The sequence below is a fragment of the Chromohalobacter israelensis DSM 3043 genome (genome assembly GCF_000055785.1).
GTDB lineage: Bacteria > Pseudomonadota > Gammaproteobacteria > Pseudomonadales > Halomonadaceae > Chromohalobacter > Chromohalobacter israelensis.
On sequence record NC_007963.1, the window covers coordinates 2,337,068 to 2,356,229 of the forward strand.

A 19,162-nucleotide genomic window follows, 5' to 3' on the forward strand; every position below is an offset into this window, starting at 1 on the left:
GACGACATCAACTCGCCGGTGTTTCCGAGAGCGCTTCCAGGCGTGCATGGGCACGGCGCCAGCGTGCCAGCGCCGGCAGCGTCTCCAGTTCCGGACGGGCGCGGCCGTAGCGCAGCTTGCCCAGGCGCTTCGAGGTCCGGCCGGCCGCGGCGTCCACGATCTCGAGCGCCGCCGCGCGGTCGTTGCACACCAGCACCATGTCGCACCCCGCCGACCAAGCAGCCTCGGCACGCGCCGCGGGGGTGCCCGCCACATGCGCCCCCGCCATGCTCAGATCATCGGAAAACACCACGCCCTTGAAGGCCATTTCCTCGCGCAGCATGCCCAGCCAGGAGGGTGAGAAGCCCGCGGGACGTGTATCGAACGCGGTATAGACGACATGCGCCGGCATCATGGCATCCAGCTTGCCGGAGAGGGCCTTGAACGGCACCAGGTCATGCTCGCGCAGAACCGACAACGGCCGATTGTCCTCGGGCAAGGCATGGTGCGAGTCGAGGGTGACGCCGCCGTGGCCGGGAAAGTGCTTGCCCACGGCCACCATGCCGGCCTCGTGTAATCCTTCGATGAAGGCCTCGCCGAGAGCCGCCACGACTGTCGGATCGGCGGAAAAACTGCGGTCCCCGATCGCCGGCGAACGCTGATCGTCCACGTCGAGCACCGGCGCGAAAGTGACATCGAAGCCGCAGGCGGCCATTTCCATACCCAACAGCCACCCCGCCTCGTGTACCCGCGAACGCACCTCATCGGGCGCGTCGGCATAACCGGCGGCCAGCGCGGCCATGCTCGGCAAGCGCGTCACTCCCTCGCGCAAGCGTTGCACTCGACCACCTTCCTGGTCGATCGCCAGCAGCATGTCGGGGCGCAGTTCGCGAATCTCGCGCGTCAGGCGGCGTACCTGCTCGGCATCACGCGTATTGCGTGCAAACAGAATCACGCCACCCACCTCGGGGCGTTCCAGCAGACGACGTTCCTCATCGCCGAGCTGCGTTCCTTCGATGTCCAGCATGACCGTGCCGAGGGGTTGGGTCATCGTCGCGCTCCTGGAAAATGGAGGAAGGATTCTAGGCGGTGAGCGACATGGCGTCGAGCCGCTCAGTCATGCAACCATACCGGCGTACCGGGCGGTGCTGCGGCAAACACCGACAGCAGTGCCGCATCGCGCAGCCGAATGCAGCCATGCGAGGCCGGTACCCCCATCGGCTGATCATCGGGCGTACCGTGCAGGTAAATATAGCGGCGCTGGCTGTCGACATCGCCTCCGCGGTTGACGCCACGCTCGAGACCACATAGCCACAGGATACGCGTCAGAATCCAGTCCCGCTCCGGATACTGGCGCGCCAGGTCGGGGGAAAACACCTCACCGGTGGGACGACGTCCGCGAAACACGCTGCCGCGGGGCAAGCCATCGCCTATCGCCGCACGCACGTAATGCCATCCCACCGGCGTCTGACCGCTGCCCTCCTGCTGGCCGATGCCGCGAGCCCCCGAGGAAATGGCGAATGTCTCGCGGCGCTCATCGGCCTCCCAGACCGTCAGCGACTGCGCCCCCAGATCGATCTCCAGCCAGGTCCCCTGCCGGGGCGGCAAGTCGGCCAAGCGAGGCGTGATGGTCATCCCGCCACCTTGAGAGCATCGTCGGGCAGCGGCGCCTGCATGCCGGCCACCACCACCGGACGCAACCGCCGGATCAAGTCGCGCACGCTGACGTGCTCGTGATAGTCCTTGTCGGCGATGTCACGCAAGGCATCGAGCCCCGACAGCGTGAAGATCACCGTACCCAGCATGAAATGCAGCCGCCAGAAACGCTCGGCTTCGGGCAGCTCCGGCGTCGCGCGCCGCACGAGACCACTGAAGCGCGAGAACACATCGCCGTAATGGGTCTGGATGTAGCGGCGCAGATGGCCTTGCGCCTGGGTATACGCCAATCCCAGCAAGCGCATGAATACCTTGAGACTGTTGCGCTCGGCAGGCACTTCGAGCACGGTGCGAGCCAGGGTTTCCAGCAGCACGTCGAGGGGAATCGGGGCATTCGCGTATTCCGCTTCGAGAGCGTCCAGCGCCTGATGAAAACGCTCGGAGAAAGGGTCCAGGTAGCGCGCGAAGACCGCCTGGATGAGCGCCTTCTTGGAGCCGAAGTGATAATTGACCGCCGCCAGATTGACCTTGGCCTTGCTGGTGATCGTGCGTAGCGACGTCTCGGCGAAGCCCCGCTCGGCGAACAGCACCTCGGCGGTGTCGAGAATACGCGTCACTGTGTCGGTTTGAGCCATCGGGGTGCTCCGCGCAGAATAAACGAATGTTTAAAACGAACTCGATTCTAAGCCCTGTCGGCGGTGACCACAAATTCCCGCGCTTACAGCGCAGCGCATTGCGTCTGGACGGTTGCACCACGCCAAAGACTGGATACAATCACATACTGTATACTTGAACACGTCAGTGCCCGCCGGAGGCCCCATGTCTCGCTCGCTAACCTCGCGCCAACAACACGTCTTCGATTTCATCGTCAAGACCATGAACGAGCTCGGCTATCCGCCGACCCGCGCCGAGATCGCCCGCGCACTGGGCTTTCGTTCGCCCAACGCCGCCGAGGAGCATCTCCGAGCGCTCGATCGCAAGGGCGTGATCCGCATGATCCCCGGCACCTCGCGCGGCATCCGGCTGACCGGCGAGGAGGACGCCGCAGCGACGAGCACCGACGGCCTGCCCGTGGTCGGCGAAGTGGCCGCGGGCAGTCCGATTCTCGCGGCGGCGCACATCGATCGCCACTGCCCGCTCGCACCGGATTATTTCACGCCGCGTGCCGATTACCTGCTGCGGGTGCGCGGGCTGTCGATGAAGGATGCCGGCATTCTCGACGGCGATTTGCTGGCCGTGCATCGCACGCAGCAGATTCGCGACGGGCAGATCGTCGTGGCCCGCCTCGACGACGAGGTGACCGTCAAGCGCTTCAAGCGCCAGGGACATCACGTCTGGCTAGTGGCCGAGAACGCCGACTTTGCCCCCATCGAAGTCGACCTGCGTCACCAGGACCTGGAAATCGAAGGACTGGGCGTGGGGGTGATTCGCGGCGGCGGCGGCAACGGCCTGCACTGAGGCCCCACTGGCCCACGCCATGCGCAAGATCCTCCACGCCGACTGCGACTGCTTCTACGCCGCCGTGGAAATGCGCGACGACCCGGCGCTGCGCGACGTCCCGCTGGCGATCGGCGGCAGCCCCGAGCAACGCGGTGTCGTCGCCACCTGCAATTATCCGGCGCGGGCCTTCGGCATCCATTCGGCGATGCCCATGGCCCGAGCCATGCGCCTGTGCCCTCACCTCACCCGCCTGGCGCCCGATTTTCCCAAGTACCGGGAGGTGTCGGCGCGCATTCAAGCGCTGTTTCACGAACTGACCCCGCTGGTGGAACCGCTGTCGCTGGACGAGGCCTATCTCGATGTCAGCGAGGTGACGCAATGCCAGGGAAGCGCGACCTGGATGGCTCGCTGGTTGAAGCAGGAAGCGCTGACACGCACGGGTATCGTGATTTCGGTGGGCGCGGCGCCCAGCAAGTTTCTCGCCAAGCTGGCGAGCGACTGGGACAAGCCCGACGGCCTCTACGTGATCGCGCCGGAGGAAGTCGAACCCTTCCTGCTCGAACTGCCGGTCAAGCGCCTGCATGGGGTGGGACCGGCGACGGCGGCCAAGCTCGAAGGCCTGGGCATCGTGACCTGCCGCGACTTGCGTGACTGGCCCCTCGACACCCTGCTCGAGCGCTTCGGAAAGTTCGGACGACGCCTCTTCGAACTGGCCCGCGGGATCGACGAGCGCCCGGTGCAGATCGAGCGCGAGAGGAAATCGGTCAGCGTGGAAACCACCTACCACCGTGACCTGCCGAACCTCGCCGCCTGCCACGACGCCCTGTCGCCGCTGATCGAGCGGTTGCGAGAGCGGCTGGCCCGCCATGGCACGCCGGCCATTCACAAATTGTTCGTCAAGGTACGCTTCGACGATTTCAGCAGCACGACGCTGGAGGCATCGGGCCGCGAGGCGCAGACGACGCGCTTTCAGGCGTTGCTGGAGGGCGCCTGGGCGCGTGGCGAGAGACCGGTGCGGCTGCTCGGTGTCGGCGTGCGACTGGCCCCCGAGGCCCAGCGTCGCCAGATGACGCTCTTCGACTGAGCGGCGTGCCTAGCCCGTCAACCAGCCGGTTTCGATGCACAGCGTCCATAGCCCGATGGCGATGAACAACAGGCTTGCGACACCATGAATCGTCTTGAGGGGAAGATCGCGGCAGAAACGGTGACCGACCCACAGCACCGGGGCATTGGCGGCCACCATGCCCAGCGTCGTCCCGAGCGTGACCGCCAGTACGTCGTCGAACCGCGCTCCCAGCAAGACCGTGGCGACCTGTGTCTTGTCGCCGATTTCGGCGACGAAGAACAGCACAAACGCCGTCATGAACACGCCGTAGCGCACATTGTCGGCATCGAGAGCTTCGTCGTCATCGGGCTTGAGCAGCCAGATGCCGATGGCCAGGAAGGCGAAGCCCACCGTGATCGTCAGCGTCTGCGGATCGAGCATGTCCGCCAGTGCCGTGCCCAACCAGGCGGAAACCCCATGGTTGATCAGCGTGGCGACGAGAATTCCCCAGAGAATCGACCATGGCGCAAGAAAACGCGCCACCAGCAGCAAGGCGAGCAGCTGCGTCTTGTCGCCGATCTCGGCGAGCCCCACGGCGGCGACACTGGTCAGCAGAGCATCCAACGACGTCTCCTCACGGCGCCGGCGAGTCACGGTCAGAACACCTCGCTGCCGGCACCGGAAGCGGGTGTTCTGAGTCTCGTCAGGCCCGGAGGCTGTTTGCGCCATGGCCGGGATGGCCAAAGGTGTTGACGCAAACCTTTCATTGCATGCGCGAAGAGGCGCGAAACGCCCCGTCGGCGGGAAAGAGACTACTCCCTCAAAACGGGGCGCATCATACCGGCTGCCATGCGCCATGCCAAGCCGATATGCCACTGCCTCCGTTCACGCGAAGACGACCGTCTTGTTGCCGTGGATCAACACCCGGTCCTGCAGGTGCCAGCGCAGGCCACGCGCCAGCACCGCCTTCTCGACGTCGCGCCCCAGACGCACCAGGTCATCGGCGGTATGGCAGTGCGTCACGCGCTGGATGTCCTGCTCGATGATCGGACCGGCATCGAGTTCCTCGGTGACATAGTGACAGGTGGCGCCGATCAGCTTGACGCCGCGCTCGTAGGCCTGGTGATACGGCTTGGCACCAGCGAAGGAAGGCAGAAAGCTATGGTGGATATTGATCACGCGCCCCGCGTAACGCTGGCACAGGTTGGGCGGCAGGATCTGCATGTAGCGCGCCAGCACCACGGCATCCGCGCGAGCTTCTTCGACCAGTGCTTCGACACGCGCGAACGCTGCCGCCTTGTCGTGCGGCTCGACCGGGACATGATAGAAAGGAATGCCGTGCCACTCGACCAAGGGGCGCAGCGATTCATGATTAGAAATCACGCAGGGAATGTCGCAATCGAGTTCACCCGCATTCCAGCGATACAACAGGTCGACCAGGCAATGCGAGGCACGCGATGCCATCAGCACGACCCGCTTGCGCCGCGCGGTATCGCTCAATGCCCACTCCATCGAGAACTCGTCGGCAATGGCGGCGAAATCGTCGCGCAGCGCCTCGATATCCAGCGCCAGCGATTCGGCCTTGATTTCGTAACGCATGAAAAACCGTCCGGTAACCAGATCCGAATGCTGATTGGCCTCGGTGATCCAGCCGCCATGGCCGGCGATGTAACTGGACACACGAGAGACGATGCCCACGCGGTCGGGGCACGAGACGATAAGACGATACGAATGGGACATGCGAGCTACCATCAATCCTGAAATAAGGTGGCGATACGCGCTAGGACATATCGCCGAAGGGCGCCTATTGTAGCGGATTCATCACCGACAAGAAGCCTCGATTGTGGGCACGCCGACGCATCACGTATAGTAATGGGTCATGCCCACGATTAAGGATGACGATGTCCCAGCCACGCATCCAGGTTCGCGCCCGTCGAAAGCCTCCCCTGCATATGCTACCGCTCGGTGGTTGCGGTGAAATCGGCATGAATTTCACGCTTTACGGCCACCAGGATCATTGGATCGTCGTCGATTGCGGCATGATGATTCGCCAGGATCTCCCGCAGGCACCGCTTCAGGTTCCCAACGTGGACATGCTGGCGTCGCAGAACATCGTTCCCCGGGCCATCGTCGTGACGCACGGGCATGAAGATCATATCGGCGCGATCGCCTGGCTCTGGCCCCGCTGGCAATGCCCCGTGCATGCCACGCCCCTCGCCGCCGGCTTGCTGCGCCTGCGTTTTGCCGAGCAGCAATTGCCCACCAGCGCCATCCAGGTCATCACGCCCGGTGACGCCATGGAAAGCGGGCCGTTCGACATTCGTTTCCTGCCGCTGCCGCACTCGATTCCCGAAAGCTGCGCGCTGCTGCTGACGACGCCCCAGCACCGGATATTGCACACCGGCGACTGGAAGCTCGACCCCGAACCTCTGATCGGCAAGCCGGCATCCCCTCAACGCTTCCAGGCGCTTGCCCCGGTCGATCTGGTGGTCGGCGACTCCACCAATGCCCCCGTTCCCGGTCACTCGCGCAGCGAGGGTGAGGTCGCGCGCGCCCTGGAGACCACGATAGGCGCATGCCCGGGACGCGTGATCGTCAGCTGCTTTGCCAGCAATCTGGCGCGAATCCTGGCGCTGGGACGCGCCGCGCATGCCTGCGGACGGCGCGTGAGCCTGATGGGACGCTCGATGGAACGCATGGTGGGCGTCGCACGCGGGCTCGGCTACCTGGAGGACTTTCCGCCGCTGGTGCCGGTACGCGATCTCGGCTACCTGCCGCCCGAGGAAGTGCTGGTCATCGCCACCGGCAGTCAGGGAGAACCCCGTGCCGCGCTTTCGCGGCTCGCGCAGGGGCGGCATGCCGATTTCGAATTGCACCCCGGCGACAGCGTGATCTTTTCGGCCAAGGCAATCCCGGGCAACGAACTGCTCATCGAACGCCTGCAGGCCGGCCTGAAGCGTGCCAAGGTCACGATTTTCGACGAACGCAGCCACCCCGAACTGCATGCCTCGGGACACCCCGCACAAGCGGAATTGCGCCGTTTTTACGAATGGGTCAAGCCTCGACGCCTGCTGCCCGTGCATGGCGAGCAGCAACATCAACAGGCCCATCGTGCGCTGGCGGAATCGCTGGGCATCGAGGTGCCCTGGATTCCCCGCAACGGCGATATGCTACGTCTCGACGCCGAGGGCCTGCACTGCGAGTCACGCCACTCGCTGGCGCCGCACATCGTCACGCAGAACCGCATTCACCCCCTGGAAGGACTGCGTGCTCCCGAGGCCTCGAGCATGCATCGACGCAGCGGGATTCTGAGCCTGACCCTGCCGGTCGTTCGCCAATCCACTGGATGGGTACGGATCGGACGACTGCTCTGGGATACCAGCCACGACCTGCCTCTGGACGACGTGGCTCTCGCCGACTGGGTCGACGAGCAGCTCGCAGGCCACGACGCGGATACCATCGTCACCTTGCGCCAGCGCTTGCATGGCCCCTTGATGCACTGGCTGGGCGACCATCTGCGCCACCTTCCCGACGTGCACCTGCACATCATGGCCGCGGAAGGCGATACCGTTTACGATGCCTGACCCCTCATGAAAAAACGGACCCGAAGGTCCGTTTGCTCATGCAAGACGCCGGTTTACTGCTGGCGCTCTTTATCCTTCTTCGGCGGACGACCGCGACGCTTGCGAGGCTGTTCGGACATCAGATCGTCCAGAGAAAGTCCCGCATCGTTCATCGCTTCACGGATTTCCGCAAGCTTGCGTTCTTTCGCCGCCTCTTCGGCCTGACGCTTCTGATCTTCCTGCTGCTTCTGTTCGATCACTTCACCGATGACTTCCGACAGCTTGTGGAGCTGTTCCATGCTGAGCTGTCGCGCAGCGGCGCGAGCCACGTTTTTATTTCGCGCAATGCGCTCCAGGGTTTCAGTGGACATTCGCCTCCTCCATTTAAAATAACCAACCTGAAGCATAACGCTTCGGGTTTTTGAAAAGTATATGACGCGAACTTGGTTTAGCAAGAAAATAATGCTGTCGACGCAAGCCGAGTCTTATACTTTTATCGTCAGGAGGCGTAATACGCTACCGCGAATAAACGCATCACGCAAAACATTACCCACCCGTCATATTCATGAACCGTACAATATCGACATCGCCATCGGTACGGAAATGGTGGCGTTCCGGTTTGAGCGGCATCGCCTCGACGATACGTTGCTTGAGACGCGCCATATCGCCGGGATAACGACGCATGACCTCACGCAGATCGACCGAATGCTCATTGCCGAGACACAACAACAAGCGCCCTTCGACGGTGACGCGAACCCGGTTGCAGGTATCGCAGAAATTGTGACTATGCGGCGAGATGAAGCCAACACGCGAGTCGCTGTCCGGCATCCGGAAGTATCGGGATGGCCCCAGAGTATTCTCGGTGGTCGGCATCAGAGGATAACGCTGCTCGACGGTGGATTTCACATCGTCGCTGGAATAAAAGGTTTCGCCACGCGAGTGGTCGGATACATCGCCGAGCGGCATCTCTTCGATGAAGCTGATATCCACGCCTTCTCGACGCGCGAAATCGACCAGATCCAGCACCTCATCGTCGTTACGGCCCTTGAGCATGACCGCATTGAGCTTGATCCGCTCGAATCCTGCATCGCGTGCCGCGCGGATACCTGCGACGACATGCTCCAGGTTGCCCGTGCGCGTCAGCTGGCGGAAGCGTTCGGGATCGAGCGAGTCGATGCTGATGTTGAGGCGCTGGAGCCCCCCTTCGCGCAATGCCTTGGCGTGCTTCACCAGGCCCGCGCCATTGGTGGTCATGGCGAAGTCCTTGAGTCCCGGCAACGCACCGATACGCCCCACCAGATCATCGATGCCGCGCCGTACCAGAGGCTCGCCACCGGTGAGGCGAATCTTTTCCACCCCCAGCTCGACGAATGCACGCGCGACCTGCTCGATTTCCTCGAGGGTCAATACCTGGGCACGCGGTAGAAACGTCATGTCCTCGCTCATGCAGTACACACAGCGAAAATCGCAACGGTCCGTCACCGAAATGCGCACATAGCGAATACGGCGCTGGAAGTTGTCGATCAGCTCGGTCATGTAGCCTCCCAACGGGCTGCGTCCTGCGCATCGCTATCACGTGCCGACACCCAGTACGTCCCGCTTGCGGTATGTTCTTTCTTCCAGAATGGCGCACGTGTCTTGAGGTAGTCCATGAGAAAATCACAGGCCTCGAACGCCGCGCGTCGATGCGCGCTGGCCACCATGACCAGCACGATCGGGTCGCCAGGCGACAAGCGCCCGATGCGATGCACGATGCGTATGCCGTCAAGGGGCCAGCGCGCCGTTGCCTGTCGAGCGATATCGTGCAGGGCAGCTTCGGTCATGCCGGGGTAGTGTTCCAGTGACAAGGCTTCGACATCCGGGCGTTCGTTGAAGTCCCGTACCAGGCCGGTAAAGGTCACCACGGCGCCGACATCATGCCGCCCTGACAGCAAGCGCTGCTGCTCTTCGCCGACGTCGAACACCGCCGACTGTACGCGTACCTCGATCATACCGTTCTCCTCAACCACCGGTGACCGGCGGAAAGAACGCCACCTCGTCCCCTTCGGAAAGCAGCGATGTATCGTGCGCCATGGCCTGATTGACGGCGCAGAGAATGCGCGCTTCCGACAACGCCGCGAAGCGTGGATCCTGCGCCTGGAGCGCGGCCTTGAGGCTGGCGACATCGCGCTTATCCAGTCTCTCGACGGGCACCTCGAGATCAGCGACATCCAGCCGCTCGCGCAATTCGGCGAGAAACTTCACGCGGATCGAAGCCGATTCGCTCGCGGCCGACGGCAAGGTCACGGGGGCTTCCGGCGGCAATGGCGCCACGTCGCTGTCGCGATGCCATTCGCCGGACTTTCCACCGATCTTGTGTTCCAGCCTGACCGCTTCGATGGTCATGTCCTTGTCCACCGCCTTGCACATGTCGTAAAGCGTCAGGCACGCCACCGACACTGCCGTCAATGCTTCCATTTCCACGCCGGTACGGCCCGCCAGACGACAACGCGACTCGACATGCACGCACGAGGCCGCTTCATCGAGGCGAAAGTCGACGCTGACCTTGGACAGCATCAGCGCATGGCACAAGGGAATCAGCTCATGCGTACGCTTGGCGGCCTGGATGCCCGCAATGCGCGCGGTGGCCAGCACATCCCCTTTCGGCAGGCCACCCTCGGCCAGCATGGCAAGCGTTTCCGGGCGCATGACGATACGCCCCGAGGCCACGGCTTCACGCTGGGTTTCGGCCTTGTCGCCGACGTCCACCATATGGGCTTCGCCCCGAGCATTGAGATGGGTCAGACTCATGTCAAATCACCAAACGGTTGAATCGTTACCGGGGCGCCGACATCCACGGTGGCGCACTCGGCGGAAATTTCGATCAGACAGTTGGCGGCCACCATCGAGCTGAGAATGCCCGACCCCTGGCGGCCGGTGGTGTTCACCCATAACCGTCCCGCCTCGTCACTGGCATAGATGCCGCGATGGAAATCGACACGCCCCTCGCGGCTTTTCAGAGATTCGCCCGCCAACGCCGTGAGCCGTGCAGGTTGCCAGGCGTGCTCGCCCTGCATGCGTCGCAACATGGGCTGCACGAATTGCAGGAATGTCACCATCACCGCCACGGGGTTGCCGGGCAAGCCGAAAAACGGCACCGGCGCTCCCGCCTCGCGCCGGATCCGACCGAACGCCAGCGGCCGCCCCGGGCGCATGGCGATGCGCCACAGCCCCAGCTCACCGATGGCCTCCAGCGCCGGCTTGACCCAATCGGCCTGCCCGACCGACACGCCACCGCTGGTCATCACCATGTCCGCATCACGAGCCGCCGTGGCGAGCGCCCACCGCATGGTCTCGAGATCGTCGCGGAGAATGCCGAGGTCGATCACCTCGCAGCCCAGCCGCTCCAGCAACCCGCGCAGCGAGAAGCGATTGGTATCGTAGATGCCCGCGGCCGGCAATGCCTCTCCCGGCGCGGTCACCTCGTCACCGGTGGAAAACACCGCCACACGCACCGGCCGGAACAACGAGACATCGGCCAGGCCCAGCGAGGCCAGCAGCCCCAGATGCTGCGGTCGCAGCCGCGTGCCTGCCGCCAGCGCCAGCTGACCGCGGGCGAGATCCTCTCCGGCCCGGCGCACGTTCTGCGCCCGCCGCACCCGCTCGGGATGCTCGATACGCACCCGTGACGCGGCGCTCGTCGCGAGCTGCTCGTTCATGATGACGGTATCCGCCCCGTCGGGAAGCGGCGCACCGGTGGTGATACGCACTGCCTGTCCGGCTGCCAGCCGAGCCTCGAAGCGGGTGCCGGCCAGCACCTCGCCCACCACCGTCACCTCGGTCGGTGGCGCCTCGGGCCATGCCAGCGCAATGCCGTCCATGGCCGCGTTGGTGTTCTGCGGGACATCGATCGGTGACACGACATCCGCCGCCAGCACGCCGCCCAGCGCCGACGACAGCGGCACACGTTGGCATGCCACGGCGGGCGGCGTCATCGCCGCCAGTGCGCCGAGCGTCTCGTCGACGCCGAGCATGCGCTCACCCAGTTCGAAACAGGACAGGGTCATGTCGCCTCCCGGGGGCCTCGGCGCATCGCCGGCCAGCGCTCCGGCCATGCCTGCAGCCACGCGACGAGCGCCGCGTGATCGTCCAGAGGCAGGCGTTCGACGCCCGTCGGCAGCGCCACGTCGTCCGGGGTCGCCACCGCACGTACCCAGACATCATCCGGCGCCATGAGCGGCTTCCCCAGTGCGTGCCGATGCAGCTCCAGCTTGGGCAGTGGCCATGCCTTGAAGCCTTCCACCAGAATCAGGTCCGGCGACAAGGGCAAGACATGGGAAACCAGCGCGGCCAGGTCCGCCTCTTCCTGCTCGGGCGTTTCCATCATCAAGGCAAAACGCTTGCCCGAGGCGACGAGCATCGGTGCCGCCCCGGCCTGGCGCAGTCGATGACTGTCCTTGCCGGGCTGGTCGACGTCGAAGGCATGGTGGGCATGCTTGATCACCGCAACGTGCATGCCGGCGGCGGACAGCCTGGGCAACAACGCTTCCAGCAGGGTCGTCTTTCCCGTACCGCTCCAGGCGGCAATACCCAATAGCGGCGTCTCCAGCGTCTCGAGCGATAGCGTCATCGCGTCTCGTCATCCTCGTGTCGGTGCATTGCGGCAGGCGTGGCAGCCGCGGTTCGGTGGGCGTCTCCGCCAGCGTCGGCAACAGAACATGGGCAGCAGAAAGCACAGGCAACAAACGTGCCGACACGAGGTCGGCGATACGCGCCTGACGCGCGACATGACATGAAAAATCCCGCCATCTTGCATGCCTCGGGTCAAAATGACCCACCCGAACGCCATTGCCGCTCCATATCGTCACGGTCTCCCGGCGAATTGAGATTGGTAAATGCCTGAGGTTGATCGGAAAAATCGACGTGACACCATGGATGACGCGCGTACCAGCGGTCTATCTTGCGCTCGCCCGCCTGCAGGGCATCCGCGAGGTCATCGCGCAGCGAGGTGTCGATCAGGGCCACCACCGGGTGCGCTCGCTGGCCGTCGTGCGCGACCGCGATGCGCCGCGATCCCAGATGCGCGTACAGACGCGTCACCAGATCGACAGGCAGTACCGGCGAATCGCAGGGCACCACCAATGTCCAGGGCGTCTCCACGGCACAGAGCGCGCTCCAGATCCCCATCAGCGGCCCATGATACCCCGCCTCGCGGTCGGTCACGAGCGGATGCCCCAGGGTGCGGTAACGCGCCAGGCTGCGGTTGGCGTTGATCGCGATACGCTCGACCTGGGGAGCCAGACGCGCCAGGACATGCTCGATCAGCGGTCGCCCGGCGACCGGTTCCCATCCCTTGTCGCGTCCGCCCATGCGCCGCCCTTCACCGCCCGCCAGGATCACGGCCGTCACTTCATCGTCGCGCATGTCATTGCTCCTGCTGGATTCGATCTCCCACCATCATACTCGGCTTTACCCCGGACACCGAATCAGCACACCCGACATGCCTTCGCCTCTGCTCGCTCAAGCCGGCAACGGCGCCTCACGGGTCGCCACGCCCAGACGCTGATGGGCAATATACCAGTGTTCGTCGCAGCGCTCGGTCAACTCGCTGGGCTGATGCGCACTGAGGACGACGGCACAACCGGAGGCATGCAGCGCGCCGACGAGAGCCGCGACATCGCGAACGGCCTGACGATCGAGACTGGCGGTGGGCTCGTCGAGAAGCAGCACGCGCGGCGACAGCAACCAGGCGCGAGCCAGGGCCAGACGCATGCGCTCACCGCCGGACAAGGAGCGTGCCCGCTGCCTGGCATGCTCGGCCAGGCCACAGCGCTCGAGCATCTCGTCGATCCGTCGGCGCATCGCCTCGCCACGCCAGCCGTTCCAACGGGCGATGTAATGCAGATTGCCGGCCACCGTGGTATCGAAGAGATAGGGCTGCTGATGAAGGTAGAGCAGGCGCCCAGGACAGGGCGGAGGCTGTGCGGGCGCATCGTCGAGCGACCAGCGCACCGTTCCCTGACGCGGCACCTCCAGCCCCGCCAGCAAGCGCATCAAGGTCGTCTTGCCACTGCCATTGTCTCCCTGCAGATGCACGAGCGATTCTCCGCGCCACCTCAAGTGGGGGATTTCCCACAACGCCGGCTGTCGCCCGAACCCATGGGCGAGATGGCATACCTCGAGCATCGACTCTCCTTTCGTCTTCTTCGACGCCTTGCGTTCAGCGGCATCCTGCACGCACCGCCCCGTCTGCGCGGACAGCTCAGACACTCACGGTCTGCTGTCCTCGCCCTCGCATGACGCCCAGCAGCACATTGAGCAACAAGGCCAGCAACAGAAGCACCAGCCCCAGGGCCAACCCCTGGGCAAACTCGCCCTTGAGCGTTTCCAGTGCGATGGCGGTCGTGATGGTTCGGGTGAAGTGCTCGATGTTGCCGCCGATCATCACGGCGCTGCCCACCTCGGCGATGATCCGCCCGAAGGCCGCCAGCAAGGCGGCAATGACGCCGAAGCGTGCCTCCCGAATCAGCATCCACAAGGCCTGGAACCAGCTCGCCCCCAAAAGGCGGGCCGTCTCCCAGGCACGCTGATCGAGACTCTGGAACGTGCTGTGCAGCATGGCTGTCAGGATCGGCATGGCCAGCAGGATCTGACCGATGATCATGGCTCTTTGCGTGAACAGCAGCCGCAGCTCTCCCAGCGGCCCACTGCGTGACAACAGCATGAACAGGACCAATCCCACCACCACGGTGGGAACGGCCATCAAGGTGTTGACCACCGAGATCGCCAGCCAGCGCCCCGGAAACGAGACGCGTGCCAGCAGCAGCGCCAACAGCAGCGAGGGAGGCAACGACACCAGGATCGCCGTCAACGATACCCGGAACGAGACGCCGATGATTTCCCACAGCGCGGGGTCGAACGAGACCAAGAGCCGCAACGCCTCCCCGGCCGTTACCATGAGTTCATCCATCGACGCCTCCGGGTGGCCTGGTTATTCCTGGTTAGCGACGCTTTCCGGATCGACGTCCTCTCCGGCGCTGGCGTGGAACAGCACCTTGCCGTTGAGGCGGAAACCATCGATCAGGGACTGGCCTTCATCGGAAATCAACCATTCGGCAAGCGCCCGCGCGCCCTCGGTATTGAGATCGTCATAGCGTTCGGGATTGACCAGGATGACCTGGTAGGGATTGAACAGCTGTGTGTCGCCCTCGACCATGATCTCGAGATCCAGCTTGTCCTGCATCGCCAGCCAGGTGCCACGATCGGTCAGCGTGTAGCCCTGCAGTTCGCTGGCCATCCTCAGCACTTCCCCCATGCCTTGCCCGGCGGCACGAAAGCCATCGAAATCGGGCGTCACGCCGGCTTGCTCCCACAGGATCTTCTCTTTCTTGTCGGTGCCCGAATCGTCACCGCGCGAGACGAAAAGCGCATCGTCCTCGGCGAGCGTGGCAAATGCCTGGGTGGCATCATCGCCCCCGGCGATCCCTGCGGGATCGTCGGTCGGCCCCACGATCACGAAGTCGTTGTACATCACACCGTGCGGTTCGACACCATAGCCGGCATCGACGAAGGCTTTTTCCGCGGCAGGAGCGTGCGTCAACACCAGGTCGACGTCCCCATCGCGCCCCAGGCGCAGCGCCTTGCCGGTTCCCACCGGAATGACCTGGATCTGGTAGGGATGATCGGCTTCGAACTTGGGCAGCAGGTAGTCAAGCAGGCCGGAATTGTAGGTACTGGTCGTGGTTGCCAGCCGCACGGTGTCGGCTGCCTGGGCCACCGGTACCAACAGGCAGGAGAGCGCCAAGGCAGCGATCAGCGAGAGTCGACGTTTCAGCATGGGAACTCCTCGTATATGTGCTTTCAGGAACGTGCCCACGTCTTCTTGCAAGTGGCATGCCTGACGTGACCCATCGCGATAAAACGGCGACAATTGCCGGATTGCGTCGCGCCTTTTACCATGAAAATAATCTTGCCGCGCACCAAATGTAACAAATTGACCCAATGACGAGACATACTGTCCCGTCGCGTAGGGAATGCCGCCCATGACCGCATCCACCGAATTGCCTACCGCCTCCGTGCTGATCGTCGATGACGAGCCCGGCATGCGTAGCTATCTGAGCAAGGCGTTGGCGTCGCGATTCGCGCTGATCGAAACCGCCGATTCGCTCACCGCGGCGGAGGCCCTGCGTCAACGGCTGCACTTCGATCTGCTGCTGGTCGACATCCGGCTCCCCGACCGCTCCGGCATCGAGTGGCACGAGGCACTCGGCCCCGAGCGGCGCAGCGACATCATTTTCATGACGGCCTACGCCGATCTCGACATTGCGGTGAAGGCATTACGCGCCGGCGCCAGCGACTTCATCATCAAGCCGTTCCGGCTGGAACAGCTGCAAAGCGCCGTCGATCGCTGCCTGGCCCAGCGCCGACTGGCACGCGAGAACTTCGTTCTCAAGCGCGAGGCGCAACGTCTGCACAGTCCCGACGAGAGCATGATCGGCGACAGTCAGGCCATGGCACGGGTCAGGACGATCATCGAGCGCGTGGCGCCTACTCCCTCGGCGGTCTTGATCTATGGCGAGTCGGGCACCGGCAAGGAGCTCGTGGCCCGCGACCTGCATCGCCTGTCGGGACGTTTCGGCGCCTTCGTACCGCTAAACTGCGGCGCCATCGCCGGCGACTTGCTGGAATCGGAGCTGTTCGGACACACCAGGGGCGCGTTCACCGGCGCGGTGAAGACCCGTGAAGGGCTTTTCACCTATGCCGACGGTGGCACTCTCTTCCTCGACGAAATCGCCGAAATGCCGCTGGCCATGCAGGCCAAGCTGTTGCGGGTGCTCGAAAGCAAGCGCATCCGTCCGGTGGGCAGCGAGCAGGAACAGCCGGTGGATGTGCGCATCGTCGCGGCCACGCATCGCAATCTGCAGCATGAGGTCAACGAGGGTCGCTTCCGCGAGGACCTGTATTTTCGCCTCAACGTGCTGACACTACCGTTGCCGGCGTTGCGCGAACGTCCCGAAGACATACCCGCTCTGGCACATCATTTCTCGCGACAGTTGTCCCGCGACCTGGGACTCGACGCCCTGCCGTGGCAGCATGCCGACCTCGAGCGCCTGACGCATTATTCCTGGCCGGGCAACATCCGCGAGCTCAAGAACTTCATCGAACGCTGCATCCTGCTCGGCCAATTGCCGAGCGACATGTTCGATGATGCCGTCGTTGCCGAAACCAACCTCAACGCCGACGGCTACCCCACGGACTGGACTCTGGACGCCGTCGAACGAGCGCATATCCTCAACGTGCTGGACGCGCACGCCAACAACAAGTCCAGTGCCGCTCGCGCGCTCGGCGTGTCGCGCAAGACGCTCGATCGCAAGCTCACCGCCTGGCAAGACCTCGACGCATGAACGGCCTGCGCCGCTGGTTGCGCGCCTCGATCCGTCGCCGCCTGCTATGGCTGGCCTTCGCGCCGCTGGTCCTGCTGGCATTGGCGCTCGCCGGGCTCACCGCCTACTGGACCTCCACGTACAACGACCGCCAGCTGTACATGAAAGTTCGTGCCGACCTGGCCGTCGCCTCACGCGTGCTAGACAGCTTGAGTCAGCAACAGCAGGCACGCCTGGAAGAACTCGCGCGCAGTCATGCCCTGGCCTCGTCGCTGCAAGGGGATGGCACGCAATCGCTCGATGCCCTGCTCGATGAAACCCAGCGTGCGATGCAACTGGACTGGCTCCGCGTGGTTTCCCCCGACATGCTCGATGGCGACCCGCAGTTGCAACGCCGCCTGCAACCGCCCGATGACGGCAGCGGCATTTCCGGTCTGGACGTGCTCAGTGCCTCACGGCTCGAGACACTGGCACCGGGTCTGGCCGAGCGCGCACGCCTGCCGCTGCGCGAGACTCCGCAGGCAGTCCCGAGCGAACGACGGCATGAAACGCGCGGCATGGTGCTGCGCACGCTGACGCCCTTGCGTGACGCCCAGGGCCATCTGCGCCTGCTGCTGGACGGCGGCCGCCTGCTCAATGGCGACGCCGGGCCGGTCGACGAGATTCGCGACCTGGTCTACGGACCCGGCACGCTGCCCGAGGGCACCACGGGCAGCGTGACCCTGTTTCTCGACGATGTGCGCATCGCTACCAACGTGCGCCTGGCCAACGGCGAGCGCGCCCTGGGCACTCGCGTCTCGCAGCCCGTCAGCGAGCAGGTGCTGGCGCGCGGCGAACGCTTCATCGACAACGCCTTCGTGGTCAGCGGGTGGTACGTGGCGGCCTATGCGCCCCTTGCCTCGCTGACCGGTCAACGCATCGGCATGATCTACGCCGGCTTCCCCCTGACGCCGTACCAGCGTCTGTACCGCGAAACGCTGCTCCAGATCGGCGGCGTCCTGGCCGTGATCATGCTGATCTCCGGCTTGATGGTGATTCGCGGCGTGGATACCCTCGCCAGCCCCGTGCGCCGGATGCACCGCGTGATTCACGGCATCCGTGAAGGCCGTCAGTTGCGTATCGGGCATCTCGACAGCCAGGACGAACTGGCCGAGCTGGCGCAGGAATTCGATGCCATGCTCGACCGGCTGGACGAACACCAGCATGCCCTGGAACGCGCCGCCCAGACGCTCGAGCGTCGCGTTCAGAGCCGCACGCACTCGCTGACCGAAAAAACCCGCGCGCTCGAGGAGCACGTGGCCTTGCTCAAGCAGGCACGGGCCAGCCTCATGACCCAGGAAAAGCTCGCGGCCCTGGGCGAATTGACCGCCGGCATCGCGCACGAGATCAACAATCCCGCGGCGGTGATACTCGGGCACGTGGAACTCATTGCCGATACGCTGGGGCCCGACGTGGCCCCGGTACGCGACGAGGTGGACACCATCATCGCGCAGGTCGAACGCATCCGCGCGCTGATCGACAATCTGCTGCAATACTCGCGCGCCGGCGGCGGTCAGGAACCGGCGTTCCGCGCCGAGGACATCAATGCCATCGCCGCGGACACCGAAGTCCTCGTCCGCCACGCGCTCGACAAGCATGGTCACCGGCTGGTGAGCGCCCTGCATGCCACGCGGCCGGTCGAATGTCATCGTGGTCAGCTGCAGCAAGTGTTGATCAACCTGCTGCTCAACGCCGCCCAGGCCAGCACCGCGCCGGTGACCATTCACCTCGTCACGCGCGACAGCGTGCGCGAGGTGCCGGGACGCGGCGACCTCGACGGCGTGGAAATCCGCGTCGCCGATCCGGGACCGGGCATGTCCAAGGCAGTCCGCCAGCGCATCTTCGACCCGTTCTTCACCACCCGCGAGGCCGGCTCCGGCCTGGGCCTGGCGATCAGTGCCGGCATCGTGCGTCGCAGCGGGGGAGACATAGGTGTCGCCTCGAGGCCGGGCCGCGGCACGATCTTCCATGTCTGGCTGCCATGCCGGGCAGCACCCAGCGGCGCAGAGGAGGCCACGACCCGCAAGTTGCTCGACTCTCTCAGCGATGCCACCGCGCCGTCGTCACGCGGCAGTTAA

At 64.4% G+C, this 19,162-nt stretch carries 20 protein-coding genes and 1 riboswitch; of the genes, 5 read left to right on the forward strand and 15 right to left on the reverse strand.

Annotated elements, in window-relative coordinates; all coding sequences use genetic code 11:
• Positions 1 to 7 precede the first annotated feature (7 nt).
• From nagZ to CSAL_RS10525, 3 genes are all read right to left on the reverse strand, one after another.
• On the reverse strand, positions 8 to 1,030 hold the full coding sequence (nagZ, locus tag CSAL_RS10515; RefSeq protein WP_011507364.1) for a beta-N-acetylhexosaminidase: 1,023 nt from the start codon (positions 1,028 to 1,030) through the stop codon (positions 8 to 10).
• A gap of 62 nt (positions 1,031 to 1,092) precedes the next feature.
• On the reverse strand, positions 1,093 to 1,614 hold the full coding sequence (locus tag CSAL_RS10520; protein ID WP_011507365.1) for a L,D-transpeptidase: 522 nt from the start codon (positions 1,612 to 1,614) through the stop codon (positions 1,093 to 1,095).
• On the reverse strand, positions 1,611 to 2,270 hold the full coding sequence (locus tag CSAL_RS10525; protein ID WP_011507366.1) for a TetR/AcrR family transcriptional regulator: 660 nt from the start codon (positions 2,268 to 2,270) through the stop codon (positions 1,611 to 1,613). The genes CSAL_RS10520 and CSAL_RS10525 overlap by 4 nt, the downstream gene beginning before the upstream one ends.
• Positions 2,271 to 2,454: 184 nt before the next feature.
• On the opposite strand from CSAL_RS10525, the gene lexA reads away from it, so the two are divergent.
• Positions 2,455 to 3,093, forward strand: a complete 639-nt coding sequence (gene lexA / locus CSAL_RS10530) for a transcriptional repressor LexA (protein ID WP_011507367.1) — start codon at positions 2,455 to 2,457, stop codon at positions 3,091 to 3,093.
• Positions 3,094 to 3,112: 19 nt separating this feature from the next.
• Entirely contained in the window at positions 3,113 to 4,159 is a 1,047-nt protein-coding gene (gene dinB, locus CSAL_RS10535; protein WP_011507368.1) for a DNA polymerase IV, read from the forward strand.
• A gap of 9 nt (positions 4,160 to 4,168) precedes the next feature.
• Here dinB and CSAL_RS10540 read toward each other — a convergent pair whose 3' ends face one another.
• Together CSAL_RS10540 and purU are read right to left on the reverse strand one after the other, a co-directional pair.
• Entirely contained in the window at positions 4,169 to 4,744 is a 576-nt protein-coding gene (locus CSAL_RS10540) for a TMEM165/GDT1 family protein (RefSeq protein WP_035412259.1), read from the reverse strand.
• A gap of 7 nt (positions 4,745 to 4,751) precedes the next feature.
• Positions 4,752 to 4,940: riboswitch (yybP-ykoY riboswitch) on the reverse strand.
• Between the two features lie 65 nt (positions 4,941 to 5,005).
• On the reverse strand, positions 5,006 to 5,860 hold the full coding sequence (gene purU / locus CSAL_RS10545) for a formyltetrahydrofolate deformylase (protein ID WP_043558385.1): 855 nt from the start codon (positions 5,858 to 5,860) through the stop codon (positions 5,006 to 5,008).
• 245 nt (positions 5,861 to 6,105) lie between these two features.
• Here purU and CSAL_RS10550 point away from each other — a divergent pair, with 245 nt between their 5' ends.
• Positions 6,106 to 7,704, forward strand: a complete 1,599-nt coding sequence (locus CSAL_RS10550) for a ribonuclease J (protein ID WP_043558388.1) — start codon at positions 6,106 to 6,108, stop codon at positions 7,702 to 7,704.
• Positions 7,705 to 7,757: 53 nt separating this feature from the next.
• Here the strand turns inward: CSAL_RS10550 and CSAL_RS10555 are convergent, their stop codons facing one another.
• From CSAL_RS10555 to CSAL_RS10600, 10 genes are all read right to left on the reverse strand, one after another.
• Complete coding sequence (locus tag CSAL_RS10555) at positions 7,758 to 8,054, reverse strand: H-NS family histone-like protein (RefSeq protein ID WP_035412255.1); 297 nt, start codon at positions 8,052 to 8,054, stop codon at positions 7,758 to 7,760.
• Positions 8,055 to 8,229: 175 nt separating this feature from the next.
• Positions 8,230 to 9,219: a GTP 3',8-cyclase MoaA gene (gene moaA / locus CSAL_RS10560; protein WP_011507373.1), complete on the reverse strand. Its 990-nt coding sequence runs from the start codon at positions 9,217 to 9,219 to the stop codon at positions 8,230 to 8,232.
• Positions 9,216 to 9,674 (reverse strand): molybdopterin synthase catalytic subunit MoaE, encoded by a 459-nt coding sequence (gene moaE / locus CSAL_RS10565; RefSeq protein WP_011507374.1) that lies wholly within the window; start codon positions 9,672 to 9,674, stop codon positions 9,216 to 9,218. The genes moaA and moaE overlap by 4 nt, the downstream gene beginning before the upstream one ends.
• A 10-nt stretch (positions 9,675 to 9,684) precedes the next feature.
• Positions 9,685 to 10,473: a cyclic pyranopterin monophosphate synthase MoaC gene (gene moaC / locus CSAL_RS10570; RefSeq protein WP_011507375.1), complete on the reverse strand. Its 789-nt coding sequence runs from the start codon at positions 10,471 to 10,473 to the stop codon at positions 9,685 to 9,687.
• Positions 10,470 to 11,729, reverse strand: coding sequence for a bifunctional molybdopterin-guanine dinucleotide biosynthesis adaptor protein MobB/molybdopterin molybdotransferase MoeA (locus CSAL_RS10575; RefSeq protein WP_011507376.1), 1,260 nt, complete (start codon positions 11,727 to 11,729; stop codon positions 10,470 to 10,472). Before CSAL_RS10575 ends, moaC begins: the two co-directional genes overlap by 4 nt.
• A complete protein-coding gene (gene mobB / locus CSAL_RS10580) occupies positions 11,726 to 12,292 on the reverse strand; it encodes a molybdopterin-guanine dinucleotide biosynthesis protein B (RefSeq protein WP_011507377.1) in 567 nt (188 codons plus the stop codon). The genes CSAL_RS10575 and mobB overlap by 4 nt, the downstream gene beginning before the upstream one ends.
• 194 nt (positions 12,293 to 12,486) lie before the next feature.
• A complete protein-coding gene (gene mobA / locus CSAL_RS10585) occupies positions 12,487 to 13,086 on the reverse strand; it encodes a molybdenum cofactor guanylyltransferase MobA (protein ID WP_011507378.1) in 600 nt (199 codons plus the stop codon).
• A gap of 96 nt (positions 13,087 to 13,182) precedes the next feature.
• Positions 13,183 to 13,848, reverse strand: coding sequence for an ATP-binding cassette domain-containing protein (locus tag CSAL_RS10590; RefSeq protein WP_011507379.1), 666 nt, complete (start codon positions 13,846 to 13,848; stop codon positions 13,183 to 13,185).
• Between the two features lie 76 nt (positions 13,849 to 13,924).
• Positions 13,925 to 14,632: an ABC transporter permease gene (locus CSAL_RS10595; protein ID WP_011507380.1), complete on the reverse strand. Its 708-nt coding sequence runs from the start codon at positions 14,630 to 14,632 to the stop codon at positions 13,925 to 13,927.
• A gap of 21 nt (positions 14,633 to 14,653) precedes the next feature.
• The gene (locus tag CSAL_RS10600; RefSeq protein WP_011507381.1) at positions 14,654 to 15,499 is read right to left on the reverse strand and encodes an ABC transporter substrate-binding protein; all 846 of its coding nucleotides are present in this window, start codon (positions 15,497 to 15,499) and stop codon (positions 14,654 to 14,656) included.
• A gap of 205 nt (positions 15,500 to 15,704) precedes the next feature.
• Here CSAL_RS10600 and CSAL_RS10605 point away from each other — a divergent pair, with 205 nt between their 5' ends.
• Positions 15,705 to 17,066, forward strand: coding sequence for a sigma-54-dependent transcriptional regulator (locus CSAL_RS10605; protein WP_011507382.1), 1,362 nt, complete (start codon positions 15,705 to 15,707; stop codon positions 17,064 to 17,066).
• Entirely contained in the window at positions 17,063 to 19,162 is a 2,100-nt protein-coding gene (locus CSAL_RS10610) for a cache domain-containing protein (RefSeq protein ID WP_011507383.1), read from the forward strand. Before CSAL_RS10605 ends, CSAL_RS10610 begins: the two co-directional genes overlap by 4 nt.

Excerpts from the sequence above, each read along its gene's own strand:
- purU (WP_043558385.1), bottom strand. The coding sequence starts at position 5,860 with ATGTCCCATTCGTATCGTCTTATCGTCTCGTGCCCCGACCGCGTGGGC.
- moaE (WP_011507374.1), bottom strand. The coding sequence starts at position 9,674 with ATGATCGAGGTACGCGTACAGTCGGCGGTGTTCGACGTCGGCGAAGAG.
- mobA (WP_011507378.1), bottom strand. The coding sequence starts at position 13,086 with ATGCGCGACGATGAAGTGACGGCCGTGATCCTGGCGGGCGGTGAAGGG.
- mobB (WP_011507377.1), bottom strand. The coding sequence starts at position 12,292 with ATGACGCTATCGCTCGAGACGCTGGAGACGCCGCTATTGGGTATTGCC.
- nagZ (WP_011507364.1), bottom strand. The coding sequence starts at position 1,030 with ATGACCCAACCCCTCGGCACGGTCATGCTGGACATCGAAGGAACGCAG.
- CSAL_RS10610 (WP_011507383.1), top strand. The coding sequence starts at position 17,063 with ATGAACGGCCTGCGCCGCTGGTTGCGCGCCTCGATCCGTCGCCGCCTG.
- dinB (WP_011507368.1), top strand. The coding sequence starts at position 3,113 with ATGCGCAAGATCCTCCACGCCGACTGCGACTGCTTCTACGCCGCCGTG.
- CSAL_RS10595 (WP_011507380.1), bottom strand. The coding sequence starts at position 14,632 with ATGGATGAACTCATGGTAACGGCCGGGGAGGCGTTGCGGCTCTTGGTC.
- moaC (WP_011507375.1), bottom strand. The coding sequence starts at position 10,473 with ATGAGTCTGACCCATCTCAATGCTCGGGGCGAAGCCCATATGGTGGAC.
- lexA (WP_011507367.1), top strand. The coding sequence starts at position 2,455 with ATGTCTCGCTCGCTAACCTCGCGCCAACAACACGTCTTCGATTTCATC.
- CSAL_RS10555 (WP_035412255.1), bottom strand. The coding sequence starts at position 8,054 with ATGTCCACTGAAACCCTGGAGCGCATTGCGCGAAATAAAAACGTGGCT.
- CSAL_RS10525 (WP_011507366.1), bottom strand. The coding sequence starts at position 2,270 with ATGGCTCAAACCGACACAGTGACGCGTATTCTCGACACCGCCGAGGTG.
- moaA (WP_011507373.1), bottom strand. The coding sequence starts at position 9,219 with ATGACCGAGCTGATCGACAACTTCCAGCGCCGTATTCGCTATGTGCGC.
- CSAL_RS10605 (WP_011507382.1), top strand. The coding sequence starts at position 15,705 with ATGACCGCATCCACCGAATTGCCTACCGCCTCCGTGCTGATCGTCGAT.
- CSAL_RS10550 (WP_043558388.1), top strand. The coding sequence starts at position 6,106 with ATGAATTTCACGCTTTACGGCCACCAGGATCATTGGATCGTCGTCGAT.
- CSAL_RS10520 (WP_011507365.1), bottom strand. The coding sequence starts at position 1,614 with ATGACCATCACGCCTCGCTTGGCCGACTTGCCGCCCCGGCAGGGGACC.
- CSAL_RS10600 (WP_011507381.1), bottom strand. The coding sequence starts at position 15,499 with ATGCTGAAACGTCGACTCTCGCTGATCGCTGCCTTGGCGCTCTCCTGC.
- CSAL_RS10575 (WP_011507376.1), bottom strand. The coding sequence starts at position 11,729 with ATGACCCTGTCCTGTTTCGAACTGGGTGAGCGCATGCTCGGCGTCGAC.
- CSAL_RS10590 (WP_011507379.1), bottom strand. The coding sequence starts at position 13,848 with ATGCTCGAGGTATGCCATCTCGCCCATGGGTTCGGGCGACAGCCGGCG.